Below are 15,278 nucleotides of genomic sequence, written 5' to 3'. Positions count from 1 at the left end.
CATTAGCAGGCTTGTGTTGTTTAAGTGATTCTCTGTGATGCTTTCATGCACTAATGTATCCTGAATTAAGTGAAACCCGCATAAAAAAAGACCGGTATAACACCGGCCTTTTTATAGCTGCGACAAACTTAGTCGAAATGGATCACTGTACGAATCGACTTGCCTTCATGCATCAGATCGAAAGCTTCATTAATCTGCTCAAGCGGCATGGTATGCGTGACAAAAGGTTCAAGTTGAATTTCACCTTGCATAGACTGTTCCACCATAGCTGGCAACTGTGAACGGCCTTTCACCCCACCAAATGCAGTTCCCATCCATTTACGACCGGTAACTAACTGGAACGGACGGGTTGAAATTTCTTTGCCCGCACCTGCGACACCAATAATCACCGATTGGCCCCAGCCACGGTGCGCACATTCGAGTGCTGAACGCATCACATCGACATTACCGATGCATTCAAAGGAATGATCTACGCCCCAACCAGTCATTTCTACAATCACTTGCTGAATAGGCTGATCGAACTCTTTTGGATTTAAGAAATCTGTGGCCCCAAACTGTTTGGCCAGTTCAAATTTGTCCGGATTGGTGTCTACCACAATAATACGGCCGGCTTTGGCCTGACGTGCACCTTGTACCACGGCCAGACCAATACCGCCCAGACCAAATACTGCAACACTGTCACCTTCTTGTACTTTAGCCGTGTTATGTACCGCACCAATACCGGTGGTTACGCCACAGCCGAGCAGGCAGACATGTTCGTGATTGGCTTCGGGATTGATTTTAGCCAGAGAAACCTCAGCAACCACGGTATATTCAGAAAAAGTTGAACAGCCCATATAATGATAAATCGGTTCACCATTATAAGAAAAACGTGTGGTTCCATCCGGCATGACACCTTTACCTTGAGTTGCACGCACAGCGACACACAAGTTGGTTTTACCAGATTGGCAGAACAGGCATTCGCCACATTCAGCAGTATAAAGCGGAATTACATGGTCACCGGGTTGCAGACTGGTGACACCTTCCCCAACTTCGACCACAACACCGGCACCTTCATGGCCTAAAATCGCCGGAAATACCCCTTCAGGATCTTCACCAGACAAGGTAAATGCATCGGTATGACACACCCCGGTATGGCTAATTTTTACCAATACTTCACCTGCTTTTGGTGGAGCAACCTCCACTTCCACGATCTTTAAAGGCTGACCTGGACCAAACGCAACCGCTGCACGTGATTTCATGTAAAACTATCCTTTTTTTGCTGATTTACAGATGACTAACAGTAACCTCTTTCTATTCTGAGATTCAACTATTAACATCGGAAGATAAGGAATAAAAAATCCTATAATCAATGGAACATCAATGACTAACCCTTCACCTCTTGTTTGTTTAAGTATTTTTACCTTGAGTATCATGGTTACCGGTTGCGAACTGGCTCCCAATAGCGCCAAAGAGGCTGAGATTACGCCGGTTCAGCCTGCACACTGGATCGACAGTCAACTTTCTCAACAACAGATAAGTGAAGGCAAAACTGCTTTTTTACCCTTATATGACGGTTTTATGAGTATGGCGGCACGCCTGCACCTGATCAATAAGGCCCAATATCATCTGGATCTGCAATATTACATCTGGAAAGATGATTTTATTGGCAATATGATGCTGGCTCAACTGTTAAAGGCTGCAGATCGTGGAGTCAAAGTTCGGGTGCAGATTGATGACCAGAACGGTACCCAGCTCGATGACAAGCTTTTGGCTTTAAGCCAGCATCCAAACTTTGAGGTACGGATTTTTAATCCCTATAAATTCCGTCATTTGCGTGCGCTGGATTATGGCTTCCGGATGAAAAAGGTCAATCATCGCATGCACAATAAACTGATCATTGCCGATGGCACCGCAGCTGTCACGGGTGGTCGCAATATCAGTAGTGAGTACTTTGATGCCAGCGAAAATTTCCAGTTTACCGATGTTGATATTTTCTTTGCAGGCCAAAGCGTAAAGGATGCCAATCAGACCTTTATTAATTTCTGGAATGATGAACTGAGTTACGATGTGCGGCAGATCCTGAATGATTCAGGTCATCCCGAAATGTTAAAAAGGCTAAGAGCCGAATTTGCCCGTGAAGACGTAGATGAAACGGAATTAAAACGCCGGGTTGGAATTGCCGAGAAGCAAGTCGCAGAACACTTAAAAAAACAACCGATTCACTGGGCACCGGCTTATTTTGTCGCAGATACACCTGCAAAAGCACGCCCACATGCAAAAAATGGCGATTATATTTATACCCACATGCTTGAACTGATGGGCGAGCCGAAAAATCACCTGGAACTGGTATCCTCTTATTTTATCCCGACGCAAAAAGGCACCGACTATTTAAGTATGCGGGCACAACAGGGAGTCAAAATCCGAATCCTGACCAATTCTTTTCAGGCCAATGATGTCGCTGTGGTACATGCCTATTATCAGCAATATCGTCAGCAACTATTGAAAAATGGCATCGAGCTCTGGGAATTTAAACCTTATATCGTGCGGCCACAACGTACCTGGTATGAAATCATGACCGGTGACATTATCCCGGCTAAAAATAAAAATAGCTCAAGTTTACATGCCAAATTTTTCGATCTGGATGGCATGGTATTTGTAGGTTCGTTTAATTTTGATCCACGTTCCGCTTATCTGAACACTGAAGTTGGTTTAGTAATTGAATCGGAAGATTTCCAGAAGGAAATTTCTAGTGCCATGAACCAATACTTACCGCGCGTGGCTTATCAGCTCAAGCTGAATGAAAAAAATGAAATGATTTGGCTGGAACATCAAAAAGATGGACGTACCATTCAACATGTACATGATCCGGAAACTACAAAATTTCAGCGTTTTATGATGAATCTGGTCACAAAATTCCCGGCTGAATGGCTCATGTAATGACATTGTGATGATTTTAGAATTACATAAAATATAGTCTGAATTTTCCAGAATATCGGCTCAAATTAATTGAGCCCAATTCTCGCTTAAAGGATTTTACAGTCGATTGAGCTTACTTTAGAATTACACTTTTCTCGTATTTTGCGATTGTTCGCCCTCCACTCCCATGCAATTTTTTGATTTAAGCCGTCAGTTTAAATTCAGTGACATTCTGACACCAGTAAAAACCCTTCACGATTTATCCCAGCAAGAATGGTATTTAGCCAAAGTCCGGGTAGAACATGACTGTTTGTCTGAGTCAGATACGATCGAGGGTCAAGTGGTCCTAAAATCCAGTGAGAATATACAGCTCGAATTAGAATGGCTGATTCAGGATAGCGGTCATGATTTACAGGTATTATTCAAAGGTATCGAAACTGAAGCGCTTGAAGAAACCTGCGCGATCTTGAAAGGTGCGCAACTGGTTGATGAGCAACAGCAGGTCTTGTCTGCTCAAGCGCTCAGCTTATGGATTGATGGCACTTTACTTCCGATGCTGCCGGAGATTCGAAAGGAAATTAAAGCACGTTTAAATTTGTGGGATTATGTAGAATATGATGGTTAAACAAGCAATTTTTTCAGAATAAACCAGTAAAGGACTTTTATCTGAGTCCTTTTTTAATGTTTAAAATGACTTATTTCTATTCAATTATTTATTCAATCAAGCCAATGCTTTTGAAAAGCATGCGATAGGCCTCGGCTTTTTTTTCGACTGCAACAGGATATGCCCGCGAAGATGAAGGCATACGGTATAAATGTAGTTCTCGACCATCAAACCGGGTTTGTGTCGGTTGCCCAATTTTGGGCTTTTCAGCATCCTCTGGCATAGACAGCATCAATGTATCTGTTGCCTTGTCACCTGTGGTCATAATATGGTGACATTCGGGCATCTGTACCAGTAAATCTTGTAGATTGGTCGGCACGACAATTTCCAGAAATTTATCCGAAGCATTCCCTTTCAAGCGTCGGATCTGATAGGCACTGTCAAAAATCGCTATCCCCGTTTCAGTTAAAAAATCCCGGATTAATTGTTCCTGAAATTTTTTATTTTCAATATCCAGAAAATGGTCTTTATTTTGAAAGAAAATTAAACCAAAAATCCGCCACATATCATTTTGATAATTTGGATAATAAAAGTTCATTTTCCAACGCGTTGCCGGTGGTGGAAAACTACCCAGCATCAGCAACTTGGCATTGGGCGGTAAAAAAGGTGCTAATGGATGCGTTTCAATATCAGACATAGGATTAATTAAATTGAGAGCTTTCAACTATTTTAGAATTTCTGCCGAATCTTGCTAGCCACTTCTTGTCCCCAAAGTGTATAGACTTCCTTACTCGGATGAAAACCATCTGCTGCCATTTGTAAATTCATGGCACGATACTTTTCAATATTGTATTCAATCCATTGCATATTTGCCTGATCTTCAACAAATCTTGCTAGCTGCTGATTCATTTTCTTGGCATATTGACCAAACAGCCAGGCCAAAGGATTGGGTAATGCCGGAAACATATTCATGGGTGGTACACCTGCTGCAATGATCAGTTCAGGGCTGAATCTTTGTTGAATCATGGCATACAGTTTTTTCTGCTTTTGAATCCAGACATCCGCCGGCATGAGTTTGGTGACATCATTGACACCGACCGAGGTGATGATTACATCATAATGCTGGACTTCCATCTGATCCAAAGCACGAATCACTTTTGAGCTGGTATCGCCGGTTTTGGCCTGCAATTTCCAGTCAATTTCAAAGTCATTTTTCAGTTCATGCAGAATTGCACCCAGTAATGCATCATCCTGATGTTCTACCCCCACGCCTGCCGCTGCTGAATCTCCTAAAATGAGCAAAGAAAGTTTTTTGCCTTTTCCGGTTCGACCTTGACGTTTTCCCTGTGGTTCAGGCAACTTCAAGGTATTTTTCTTGACGCGATTACCCTGAATGACAAGTGCAGGAATCAAGGCAATGGTGGCAGCTTTCAGCAACATAGTGAACTAATTTACGTAGAGATATACTTGATTTTACCTGAGTTTATTCTTTTGAACTATTTCCTCAGTAGTCATTTTAAATGAATATTCACTTAAATTTGACTAAGATAGGAGTCTTGCAACATATAGGCTTAAATATCTTTGTAACATTAGGCTTGTTGCATAAATCATTTTTAATCAATATTAAAGTCACAGAGAAAGTTTCCTCTGAAAGTTTCCTCTCCTTTTTAAGGAGAGGGCTAGGAAAAGGATTTATATAAAACAGTCCACCTCCTAACCTTCTCCCAGAGGGAGAAGGAACTTTCACTATGAGTTTATCTATTAATTAGCGATCATTTTTTGATTTTTGAAAGATATCTATTAAATAAATCATAAAGGATAAATATAAAAAATCCCGCTTAAAAACGGGATTGTTGATGGAAATTAAAGCTCAGGTTTTATAATCATTCCAGCGGTTTAAGCGTTTGAATGTACCCAGATCATTAAAACGCACACCGACCTCTTTCATCACTTTATGCGCCGTTTTCGAGGTCATTTGCCGAATATAAAAAGGCTCTTTAACCACAAAGTGATGAATCGCATGCGTGGCGCCAAAATTGCAGCAGAACAACTGGAATGGCATCATCCACCATGGCGTTAGCACCTGTGTTTGCTTGATGACATCTCTTGGATCAATATCGCCATAATAATGCATATTCGAGCTGACAAATTGCAGGCTAAACGAACGAATAAAATTGGGAATCAGCCAGACGACTGCAATAAAGCTCACAATTGGCATTGCCTCAATTATGGCTTGCGACCACAGCACTTCATAACCCAATAAAGGTACGACTGCATTTGAAACATGAAACACCACAAATAAATAGAACAAACCATAATAAAGGAGGCTTAATGGCACAAAGCCCAATAGCTGGGAAAGCATGGCAATTTTACGTTCTTTTTCAGGTTGTTTTTCCAGAAAAAGATGGATCATTTTAAACATCTGCAAAGGCCGCAGATAAACCGACATCAACTGGTCACTGATGATCAGAATCCGGCGAATGCCCCACGGCATACCATTACTGATCCCACGCTCTTCCAGATCATGTTCAGTTCTAGAATATTTATGATGATGCAGATGTAAACGACGACGTGCCCACGGACTAATGGTATTTGGACGTGCCAACCACACCAAAGCCAGCATCAAATGATGGGCCCAAGGCGTTTTTTTAAAATACATATAATGAATTAAGTCATGTTCCAGTTCATGCGTCAGCGAAGCAAAAATTGCAATTAAAGGAATCGTCAGCCATACCGAAAGATAGCCATAAGCATAGGCCAGTGCACATGCAATCATGCCAGTCCAGGCAAATCCGAGAATACTGGCACCAATAAAATTTTGATGTTTCAATAGCGGATAACGGCGACGTAATTCTTCACCGGCCTGGGTCACCACAGTTCTGACTTTGAAAATACGCTGCTGGTCTGTCATCTCTGAAGATGTAGACATATAGACAACCTTTAATTACTGGACAGTTGCACATTAAAGGAAATTAAAAAAAAGAGAAGTGATCTTTTGACCGTCCAAGCGAGTATGTCCAAGTTTTGGACAGTTTTGGCATTTTTTCTGAGATGAATAAAAATGCAGGTAAATCAGCAGCCAGGTTTTATATGATTTATGACGTGAAAAATCTATTTTTTAATGGCAGCTTATCTGGCTATTGATTGAATTTTATCTGGTTTAAAATAAAAAAGTTTGGATGATCAGAGCTTTAGTAATTTCTATTTTTTAGTATATTAAATTAACCTGGTCTGTTGACTTTAAAGCCGATATCACACTGACTTGGCATCTTCTAGCTGCCACTTTAAAAACAGCAACATAGAAAAATAACAAAAGCCCCTTATGGAGCTTTTGGATTTTAACTATTAACCTAATTTATTCACCAATTTCAGCGGTAATATTTTCATCGCCAGACCCAATGGTAGCCATGGCCATTTCGGAACATAGGCCTTTACTGGCGCTTTCTCAATTTCGGCAGCAAGTAAACGTGAACCGGTTTGTTCATCCACTTCAAATGGCAGTTTTTTGGCGCCTTCATTTATTTCGGTACGAATATAGCCCGGAAAAATCGTAGTCACCTTAATTGGAGTATCAAGCAGTTCGGCCCGGATCCCTTCTGCCAGATGTGCAACGCCTGCCTTACTCGCACCATAAGCGGTTAAATGTTTCGGCATGCCGCGCATGGCACTCATTGAGGAAATCATGACCAGATGACCTGAGTTTTGTGCCCGAAAAATCTCTACTGCTGCTTCGCATTGTGCCAAGGCCGAAATGAAGTTGGTTTCGACTGTGGCTTTATTAATGGCAAAGTTGCCTTTACCAATACGACGTCCCTCACCGACTCCGGCATTTACAATCACCCGGTCAATCGTGCCAAAATCCTGTTTAAAGGCACGAAATACTTCAAAGACCTGATCATAATCAGTGACATCTAAAGTTTTAGCAATCACTTGAATGCCGTATTGATTTTCTAACTCTTGTCTGAGGGTTTCCAGACGATCCAGGCGACGCGCACAGATGGCCAGGTTATAGCCTTTCTTGGCAAATTCACGTGCCATACCAGCACCTATTCCTGAACTTGCGCCAGTTATTAAAATTGTTTTTGCCATGTGTTTTACCCTATTCCTTTATTTTTCTAAGCTGTCAGATTCGCAGTGCAGGTTTAAATCCAGGTCAATAGATCCGGACGTTGCGCTTTAATATAATGATGTTCATTCAGGCTCAATAGCTGAGGTTCGTTGCCCACCAGACGTAGCGTAGTCATGCTGGTATTGGCAATGGCCCAGTTCAGGGCAAAAGTTTTATTCGGAGATAAACCGAGTATTTTGCCCGCAGCCACGGAAATTACCCCGCCTGAAGTAAACACCACGGCATAACGCGGTTTTCTTTCCGCCAGATCATCACACAAATGTTGTAATGCTGTTTCTACACGCTGTTTAAAATCTGGCCAGGATTCTTCATATTCATGGTGATAATCGCCACCGGTCCAGCGTTCAATTGCACCTTCAAAAATTTTACTTAAATAGGCTCGCGGATTGGCATGCTGAGAAACATCTTCTTTCAGCAGTTCAGGCTGATTAAAGCGTGGCTCATACTGGGCAAAGACCTGTTGATGATTAAACTCATTCCAGGCTGAATCCGTCATCAGCTCACTTTCAGGAAAACATTCAGCCAAGGCCAGTTGTGCTGTTTGTTGATGCCGCTGCATGGACCCTGCCACGACATAAGGCGCTTCTTTTAAAATTTCATCAAAATAGTGGCCCAATAATTTGGCCTGCAATTCCCCATTTGGCGAAAGCTTGTCATAGCTTTCTGCACCAAAAGAAGCCTGTCCGTGGCGAATTAAATAAATCGTCGTCATTTCGGCATCAACTCCTTAAATTTGTTTATATATTTCTGTGCAATATCATTGGCCTCAATTTTTTGGAGGCCAATCAGTTTTAAGGCACGAATATGCAAGGCATGAATTACGATCCAGAAATCTTTAAACGCAGGGTTACTGGTCTGTTTATGATAATAACGATAATAAATCTGCTGGGCGATCACGGCGAGACGGAATATTCCGAAAACTTCATAGAAAGTCCAGTTTTCAGGCTGCAATCCGGTCTTGTCCAAATAGTAGTCAACCACTTCCTTACGGGTGAACATGCCTTTTGAATTGGTTGGCTGACGTCGTGTGGCTTTAAAAATTGGGTTATCGGTATCTTCTACCCAATAGGCCAAGGCTGAACCGAGATCCATCAGCGGATCACCGAGGGTTGCCATTTCCCAATCCAGAACGCCAATTACTTGAGTGGGATTGTTTGGATCTAAAATCACATTATCAAAACGCCAGTCATTGTGAATCAGACAGGTTTTAGCATCCGGCGGAGTATTGTCTTTAAGCCACTGACGGACATATCTGAAAGATGGCACATTCAAGGTCTTGGCTTTGACATAGCGTGCATCCCAGCCGTCTACCTGACGCTGGCAATATCCTTCACCTTTGCCTAATTTTTCCAGTTCCGTATTGACATAAGGAACCTGGTGTAATTCAATCAGCTTATCAATAACGTTAATACATAATTCACGTATCTGGGCTTGATTAAAATTCAGCTCTCTAGGCAAATTGGCGCGTGGAATAATGCCTTCAATGCGTTTCATCACATAAAAATTGCAGCCAATCACGGATTCATCCTGACAAAGTGCCACCATTTCGGGCAATACCGGATAGAATTCGGAAAGTGCAGTCTGGACATTAAATTCACGTGCCATATCGTGGGCAGATTTTGCCTTGGTACCTTTCGGTGGACGACGCAGGATTAAATCGGCATTGGCATATTTCAGACGATAGGTCCAGTTTGATGCCCCACCTGAATATTGAGTAACTTCGACCGGCCCTTCGAGCTGGACTCCCTGCTCAATCAGCCAGTTTCCGACAGCCTCAACATCCAGCTCTTCACCCGCACGAACCGACCCACCGACATCAATAACTGGCATAATTTTTCCTTCAATTCTTTTTCAAATGTCTTCAAACTTTATAGCGTGTTTAAGCTTATTTTTTATGACGTGTACTGTAACCGCGTTTAGCCAGTTCCAGTTTTGCGATCATACCTTTATGTACTTCATCTGGTCCATCCGCCAAACGTAGCGCACGTGCCTGAGCAAAAAAACCGGTAAGTGGCGTATCACGCGAGACTCCGGCCCCACCATGGATCTGGATTGCCATATCCACCACTTTTTCCAATACACTTGGCGCAACCACTTTAATGGCGGAAATTTCAGTCAACGCCGCCATATTTCCTAAAGTATCCATTTTATAGGCTGCATACAAGGTTAAAAGACGTGCCTGATCAATCGCGACCCGTGCTTCAGCCACACGCTCGAGATTGCCTCCCAGTTTTAAAATTTCTTTGCCAAATGCAGTCCGGCTCATACCGCGGTCAATCATCAGTTCCAGAGATTTTTCCGCGGCACCGATACAACGCATACAGTGATGAATACGACCCGGCCCCAAACGCCCCTGGGCAATTTCGAAGCCTTGACCTGCACCCCCAATAAAATTGGCCACTGGAACACGAACATTTTCAAAGCTGACTTCACCATGACCATGCGGCGCATCATAGTCACCAAATACCGGCAACATTCTTTCGATTTTGACACCTGCCGCATCGACTGGAACCAGAACCATGGAATGCTGATGATGACGGTCTTTTGTTTCATCCGGCGTATGGGCCATAAAAATAATGATTTTGGCATTAGGGTCGCCTAAACCTGATGACCACCATTTACGTCCATTCAGCACAATCTCATCGCCTTCAATAACCGCGGTTGCCTGCATGTTGGTGGCATCACTGGACGCAACTGCGGGTTCAGTCATACAAAATACAGAGCGAATTTTGCCTTCAAGTAAGGGTTGCAGCCATTGCTGCTTCTGTTGCTCGGAACCATAGCGCCACAGCACTTCCATATTGCCACTGTCTGGTGCATTGCAGTTGAATACGGTCGGTGCAATCAGACTACGACCGGAAAGTTCAGCGATATGGGCATATTCATTGACCGATAAACCCTGGCCTAGCTCAGGACATGGCAGAAACATATTCCACAGCCCTGCCGCTTTGGCTTTGGCTTTTAAGGTTTCCAGTTCAACCGGCCATTGCCACTGGGTCCAGTCACCACCCTGATTCAAGTCATGCACTTGCTGCCAAAAATTGGCTTCGACCGGTTCAATTTCTTGTTGAATAAATTTTTTAGTCCGTTCGACATAGTCTTGTGCACGTGCTGATAACTCAAACATGGCTATTTCCCTCTGGATATTTTGTATTCTGCTTTACAAGACCTTAACCCAAAACCTATTATGAATAAAATGATTTTAATCCATAACTCATCATGCATAATATTCATAACAAAGCCCTCATGGATATGAGTGTTTTTCACCGTATTGATATTAATTTATATCCACTTTTTATTGCTATTTTTGAACAGAACAGTATTTCTAAATCGGCTCAACTGTTATGTATTACTCAGTCTGCGGCCAGTCATGCTTTGCAACGGCTCAGAAATCAGTTGCAGGACGATCTCTTTGTACGGTTTGGCGCTAAAATGCAACCCACACCGTTTGCTGAACAGATTTATCCCGCGATTAAAAATGCCCTGATGACGATTCAGAGTATTTCTGTTCAGCAACAACAATTTGAACCTCATCTGGTGCAAAGCCTGAAGATTGCAGTACATGATGAAATTGAACCGATGGTTTTTCCAAAACTGGTGGCGCATTTTCAAAAAATGAATCTGTCTATTCAATTTAGTAGCATTAAATTGGATCGTAAAAATATCAGTGCTGATCTGGCGGCGCAGCAAGTTGATTTTGTGATGGATCTGGAGCAGAAAATCGGAGAAAAAATTCAGTTTGAAGCTCTGGTACAAGATGAATTTGTAGTCTGTACGCAGCAAAAACAAATCTCGGAACAGTCCTATCTCTCCTCTCCGCATATTGGTGTATCGTCACGTCGCACGGGTATATTGATCGAGGACCAGTATTTAAACCGTAAACAGCTTTCAAGACAGATCTTTTTACGCTGTCAGCATTACTCAACTGCTTTGCAAATTCTGGAGCAATATCCACAAGCAATGCTGACCATGCCACGCAATATTTTAGAACATTTACACATAGCCAAAAATCTAAACTTTTTCCCAGTTCCTGTACAACTGCCTGAAATTAATATGGGGATGTATTGGCATAAAGATTTACAGGACAATAAAAGACATCAGTTTTTAAGAAATGAAATTAACAAAATTTTTGCTTAGGCTATTTTTATAAAGAAATATTAAGAATTCTGAGGCTATTACAATCCAGGGCATTAGACTTGGAAATATTTGCTTGAATCAACAATGCTTAGGCTATTTAAAGTACAAAATGAAACACTGACTGCTTAGCTTTTGAACCCAAGTACTTCCGGCTTTACTCTACAATTATGAATCTGCTTGCTGTGGCTCTTCTACAGCTTCTTTTGATGATCTGGATTTTAGCTTGCTGTCTCTTTCTCCTACCTGGCAAATTGTGCTGGGTTTATTCGCCTTATGCTTTTCCTATTATGTATTGCACAAAATTGTCATTTACCTGAAAGATATATTTAGACCATTTAAGAAAGGTCAGAAATATTGGTGTCGGGTGAAGGCTGTGAGTGATGGTGATACCCTCACCTGCTACCGTTTCAATATGAGACGTTCAGAGACCAAATTACGTTTTGCCTATGTGGATGCCCCTGAATCCAGCCAAAGCTATGGTAAAGAGTCACAGCGCCTGGTGAAAAGCATGGTGAAAGATAAGATCGTTCGGGTAAAAATCACCGATATTGACCGTTATGGTCGATGTGTCGGCGTCGTCTACCGCTATCGTAAAAATATTAATGAGGAAATCGTGAAACGCGGTGCAGCATGGGTCTATGAAGATTATATAAAAGATGAAAACCATTTACGCTATATGCTGGACTTGCAAAACAAAGCCAAAAAGCAGAAAAAAGGCCTCTGGAAGAGCAGCCGTCCTGTTCGCCCCAGTGTGTATCGAAAACAGGCAAAATCATAATTATTGCTGATCTTTTCCGGCCATAAAAAAGTGATCTGGCGAGCCGGATCACTTGCTATATTGGATTAATATGCCATCTGGACAAGCAGGCGGAATGCACCTGCAATCAAGGCCAGACTAAGAAAACCCAAAAGCCATAAACCCACAAACCATAATATCTGCTTTCCTTTCATGCTTGCTCCTTAATGATAGCCATCATCCCCGACCCGAACTTTATGCCGGAATACCCAGTACGACACCCCGGTATAAATCAGAATGATTGGAATCAGTAACAACGCGCCAATTAAGGTAAACAGCTGGCTACTCTCTGGCGCAGCAGCTTCCCAAATGGTCACTGACGGTGGAATGATATAAGGCCAGAGGCTGATCAGGAATCCGGTATAGGCCAGAAAAACCAGCACCAGCATATAGATAAATGGGCTAAGTTCTTTACGCTGCTTGCAGGCACGTAAAGCCAGCCAGGTAAACAGCAATACCAATACTGGTACAGGCATGAGATACATAAATTGCGGCTGACTAAACCAGCGTTCAGCAATCTGTGGATGGGTCAGCGGAGTATAAATACTGACGGCGCCCAAGATAATCAGCAAGGCGATAATCATTTTTGGCATCAACTGATACATGCGATCCTGCAAATGATCGGCAGTTCTGAAAATCAGCCAGCCACAGCCTAATGCAGCATAAAGCACCATCACACTCAGACCGGTAAACAGGCTAAATGGCGTCAACCAGTCCAGCCCACCACCCGCATAAATGCCATTTCGGGTTTCAATTCCCTGAATATAGGCCCCTAAAATCACCCCTTGCAGGAAGCTGGTCAGTGCAGAACCACCAATAAAGGCTTTGTCCCACCAATGTTTACTACGATTGGCCTTAAAACGAAACTCAAAAGCAACGCCACGGAAGATGAGCGCAATCACCATCAGGATGATCGGCATATACAGCGCAGATAATACCGTGGAATAGACCAGCGGAAATGCGGCAAACAGGCCTGCACCACCCAGTACCATCCAGGTTTCGTTGCCATCCCAGACCGGTGCAACCGTATTCATCATCACATCACGGTCATCCTGATGCGGAAAGAACGGAAACAGAATGCCAATCCCCAGATCAAAACCATCCAGAATGACATAAATCAGCACACCCACGGCGATGATTACTACCCAAATTAATGACAAATCAATCATTTTTTATTCTCCTGATCTGTATTATCGGTTCCATCATCAATGCGCTCGCGAATACTGCTTAATGGTCGGCGGGAAGCCTGAATCACGTCGCTATCAATTTCATGTGGGGGTGTAGAGTGTATAAATTCCGGACCTTTGTGCATCAGTCGCAACATATAATAAATACCGACGCCGAAGACCACACAATAAACCAAGACAAAAATAATCAGGGTTAAACCGACCTGTTCTGCTGATACAGGAGATAAGGCATCTTTAGTACGCATGATTCCATAGACCACCCAGGGTTGACGACCAACTTCGGTCGTAAACCACCCGGCCAGCATAGCAATAAAACCGGAGGGTCCCATAATCAGGGCAAAACGATGTAATGCCCGGGATTCATAAAAGCGGCCTTTCTTGCGTGACCATGCTCCCCATATAGCCAGTAACAGCATCAACATACCTAGCCCGACCATGATCCGGAAACTCCAGAACACGATGGTCGAATTAGGACGGTCTTCAGGGGCAAAATCTTTTAAGCCTGTGACAGTACCATCCATGGAATGCGTCAGAATCAAACTGCCCATATTCGGAATGGCAAGCGCATATTTGGTTTCTTCGGCCTGCATGTCGGGTAGTCCAAACAGATATAAAGGCATGCCGCCATCATGATTGGTTTCCCAGTGACCTTCCATTGCTGCGAGTTTGGCAGGTTGATATTTGAGCGTATTTAAACCATGTGCATCACCGACCAGAACTTGCAAAGGTGCAAGTGCCAGAATCAGCCACATCGCCATGGAAAATGAGGTTTTGACCAGGGCATCGCGACGCCCCTGAATAAGATGCCAGGCTGCTGTAGCTGCCACCAGTAATGCAGAAACCAGAAAGGCCGCCATTGCCATATGAACCAAGCGGTATGGAAATGACGGATTAAACACAATAGCAATCCAGTCCTGCGGCACAATCAGGCCATTTTCGATGGCAAAGCCTTGCGGGGTCTGCATCCAGCTATTCGACGATAAAATCCAGAACATCGAGATACAGGTACCGATGGCGACCATTAAGGTTGAGAAAAAGTGCGCACGCGGCCCGACACGGCCCCAGCCAAATAACATGATGCCCAGGAAGCCGGCTTCCAGGAAGAAAGCGGTGAGAACTTCATAAGCCAGCAATGGCCCTGTCACGCCCCCTGCAATACGGGAAAATTCACTCCAGTTGGTGCCGAACTGATAGCTCATCACCACACCAGACACCACACCCATCCCAAATGCCACTGCAAATATTTTGACCCAGAACTTAAATAAGTCCTGATAAATCGGGTTTTGGGTTCTTAACCAGCGCCATTCCAGGATAGCCAAAAAACTGGCCAAGCCAATTGATATTGCAGGGAAAATAATATGAAAAGACACAGTAAAGGCGAACTGTATTCGCGCTAATTCTAATGCAGTTAAACCCAGGGTCATACATTTCACCTATACATAATTATTTGTAAGAGCCTTGCTTAGATTTATCAGTGAGGTGTGTTGTTCTTGAACTTAGCTTAGGCCTAATTTGACCTAAAAATGT

Annotated in this window: 15 protein-coding genes; 4 read left to right on the top strand and 11 right to left on the bottom strand. The window is 43.1% G+C overall.

Annotated elements, in window-relative coordinates; genetic code table 11:
- Positions 1-128 precede the first annotated feature (128 nt).
- Positions 129-1,241, bottom strand: coding sequence for an S-(hydroxymethyl)glutathione dehydrogenase/class III alcohol dehydrogenase (locus tag AC3IT7_RS06490; RefSeq protein ID WP_489249805.1), 1,113 nt, complete (start codon positions 1,239-1,241; stop codon positions 129-131).
- A 121-nt stretch (positions 1,242-1,362) separates the two neighbouring features.
- Between AC3IT7_RS06490 and AC3IT7_RS06485 the strand changes: the two genes are divergently transcribed.
- Together AC3IT7_RS06485 and AC3IT7_RS06480 are read left to right on the top strand one after the other, a co-directional pair.
- Positions 1,363-2,919 carry a phospholipase D family protein gene (locus tag AC3IT7_RS06485; protein ID WP_489249804.1) on the top strand — a complete coding sequence of 519 codons (1,557 nt, stop codon included), beginning with the start codon at positions 1,363-1,365 and terminating at the stop codon, positions 2,917-2,919.
- A 166-nt stretch (positions 2,920-3,085) separates the two neighbouring features.
- Positions 3,086-3,523, top strand: a complete 438-nt coding sequence (locus AC3IT7_RS06480) for a hypothetical protein (RefSeq protein WP_489249803.1) — start codon at positions 3,086-3,088, stop codon at positions 3,521-3,523.
- An 88-nt stretch (positions 3,524-3,611) separates the two neighbouring features.
- On the opposite strand, the gene AC3IT7_RS06475 is transcribed toward AC3IT7_RS06480, so the two are convergent.
- The 7 genes from AC3IT7_RS06475 to AC3IT7_RS06445 form a co-directional block, all read right to left on the bottom strand.
- Positions 3,612-4,199 (bottom strand): uracil-DNA glycosylase family protein, encoded by a 588-nt coding sequence (locus tag AC3IT7_RS06475; RefSeq protein WP_489249802.1) that lies wholly within the window; start codon positions 4,197-4,199, stop codon positions 3,612-3,614.
- Between the two features lie 32 nt (positions 4,200-4,231).
- A complete protein-coding gene (locus AC3IT7_RS06470) occupies positions 4,232-4,942 on the bottom strand; it encodes an SGNH/GDSL hydrolase family protein (protein WP_489249801.1) in 711 nt (236 codons plus the stop codon).
- Positions 4,943-5,372: 430 nt separating this feature from the next.
- Entirely contained in the window at positions 5,373-6,431 is a 1,059-nt protein-coding gene (locus AC3IT7_RS06465; protein WP_489249800.1) for a fatty acid desaturase, read from the bottom strand.
- Positions 6,432-6,847: 416 nt separating this feature from the next.
- Positions 6,848-7,591: an SDR family oxidoreductase gene (locus AC3IT7_RS06460; protein ID WP_489249799.1), complete on the bottom strand. Its 744-nt coding sequence runs from the start codon at positions 7,589-7,591 to the stop codon at positions 6,848-6,850.
- A 53-nt stretch (positions 7,592-7,644) separates the two neighbouring features.
- Positions 7,645-8,343 (bottom strand): histidine phosphatase family protein, encoded by a 699-nt coding sequence (locus tag AC3IT7_RS06455; protein WP_489249798.1) that lies wholly within the window; start codon positions 8,341-8,343, stop codon positions 7,645-7,647.
- A complete protein-coding gene (locus AC3IT7_RS06450) occupies positions 8,340-9,461 on the bottom strand; it encodes a phosphotransferase family protein (protein WP_489249797.1) in 1,122 nt (373 codons plus the stop codon). The genes AC3IT7_RS06455 and AC3IT7_RS06450 overlap by 4 nt, the downstream gene beginning before the upstream one ends.
- Before the next feature lie 55 nt (positions 9,462-9,516).
- Positions 9,517-10,758, bottom strand: coding sequence for an acyl-CoA dehydrogenase family protein (locus AC3IT7_RS06445; protein ID WP_489249796.1), 1,242 nt, complete (start codon positions 10,756-10,758; stop codon positions 9,517-9,519).
- A 92-nt stretch (positions 10,759-10,850) separates the two neighbouring features.
- Here AC3IT7_RS06445 and AC3IT7_RS06440 point away from each other — a divergent pair, with 92 nt between their 5' ends.
- Positions 10,851-11,768, top strand: coding sequence for a LysR family transcriptional regulator (locus AC3IT7_RS06440; RefSeq protein ID WP_489249795.1), 918 nt, complete (start codon positions 10,851-10,853; stop codon positions 11,766-11,768).
- Positions 11,769-11,991: 223 nt separating this feature from the next.
- The gene (locus AC3IT7_RS06435; RefSeq protein WP_489249794.1) at positions 11,992-12,546 is read left to right on the top strand and encodes a thermonuclease family protein; all 555 of its coding nucleotides are present in this window, start codon (positions 11,992-11,994) and stop codon (positions 12,544-12,546) included.
- A gap of 65 nt (positions 12,547-12,611) precedes the next feature.
- Here the strand turns inward: AC3IT7_RS06435 and AC3IT7_RS06430 are convergent, their stop codons facing one another.
- The 3 genes from AC3IT7_RS06430 to AC3IT7_RS06420 are packed head-to-tail and all read right to left on the bottom strand — an operon-like array spanning position 12,612 to position 15,175.
- A complete protein-coding gene (locus AC3IT7_RS06430; RefSeq protein ID WP_475654265.1) occupies positions 12,612-12,719 on the bottom strand; it encodes a DUF2474 domain-containing protein in 108 nt (35 codons plus the stop codon).
- 9 nt (positions 12,720-12,728) lie between these two features.
- Positions 12,729-13,733, bottom strand: coding sequence for a cytochrome d ubiquinol oxidase subunit II (cydB, locus tag AC3IT7_RS06425; protein WP_489249793.1), 1,005 nt, complete (start codon positions 13,731-13,733; stop codon positions 12,729-12,731).
- A complete protein-coding gene (locus AC3IT7_RS06420) occupies positions 13,730-15,175 on the bottom strand; it encodes a cytochrome ubiquinol oxidase subunit I (protein ID WP_489249792.1) in 1,446 nt (481 codons plus the stop codon). The genes cydB and AC3IT7_RS06420 overlap by 4 nt, the downstream gene beginning before the upstream one ends.
- Between the last annotated feature and the right edge of the window lie 103 nt (positions 15,176-15,278).

The sequence above is a fragment of the Acinetobacter sp. KH_038 genome (assembly GCF_057839405.1).
Note: the sequence above shows the minus strand (reverse complement) of the source record. Positions and strands in the feature narration are given on the sequence as shown.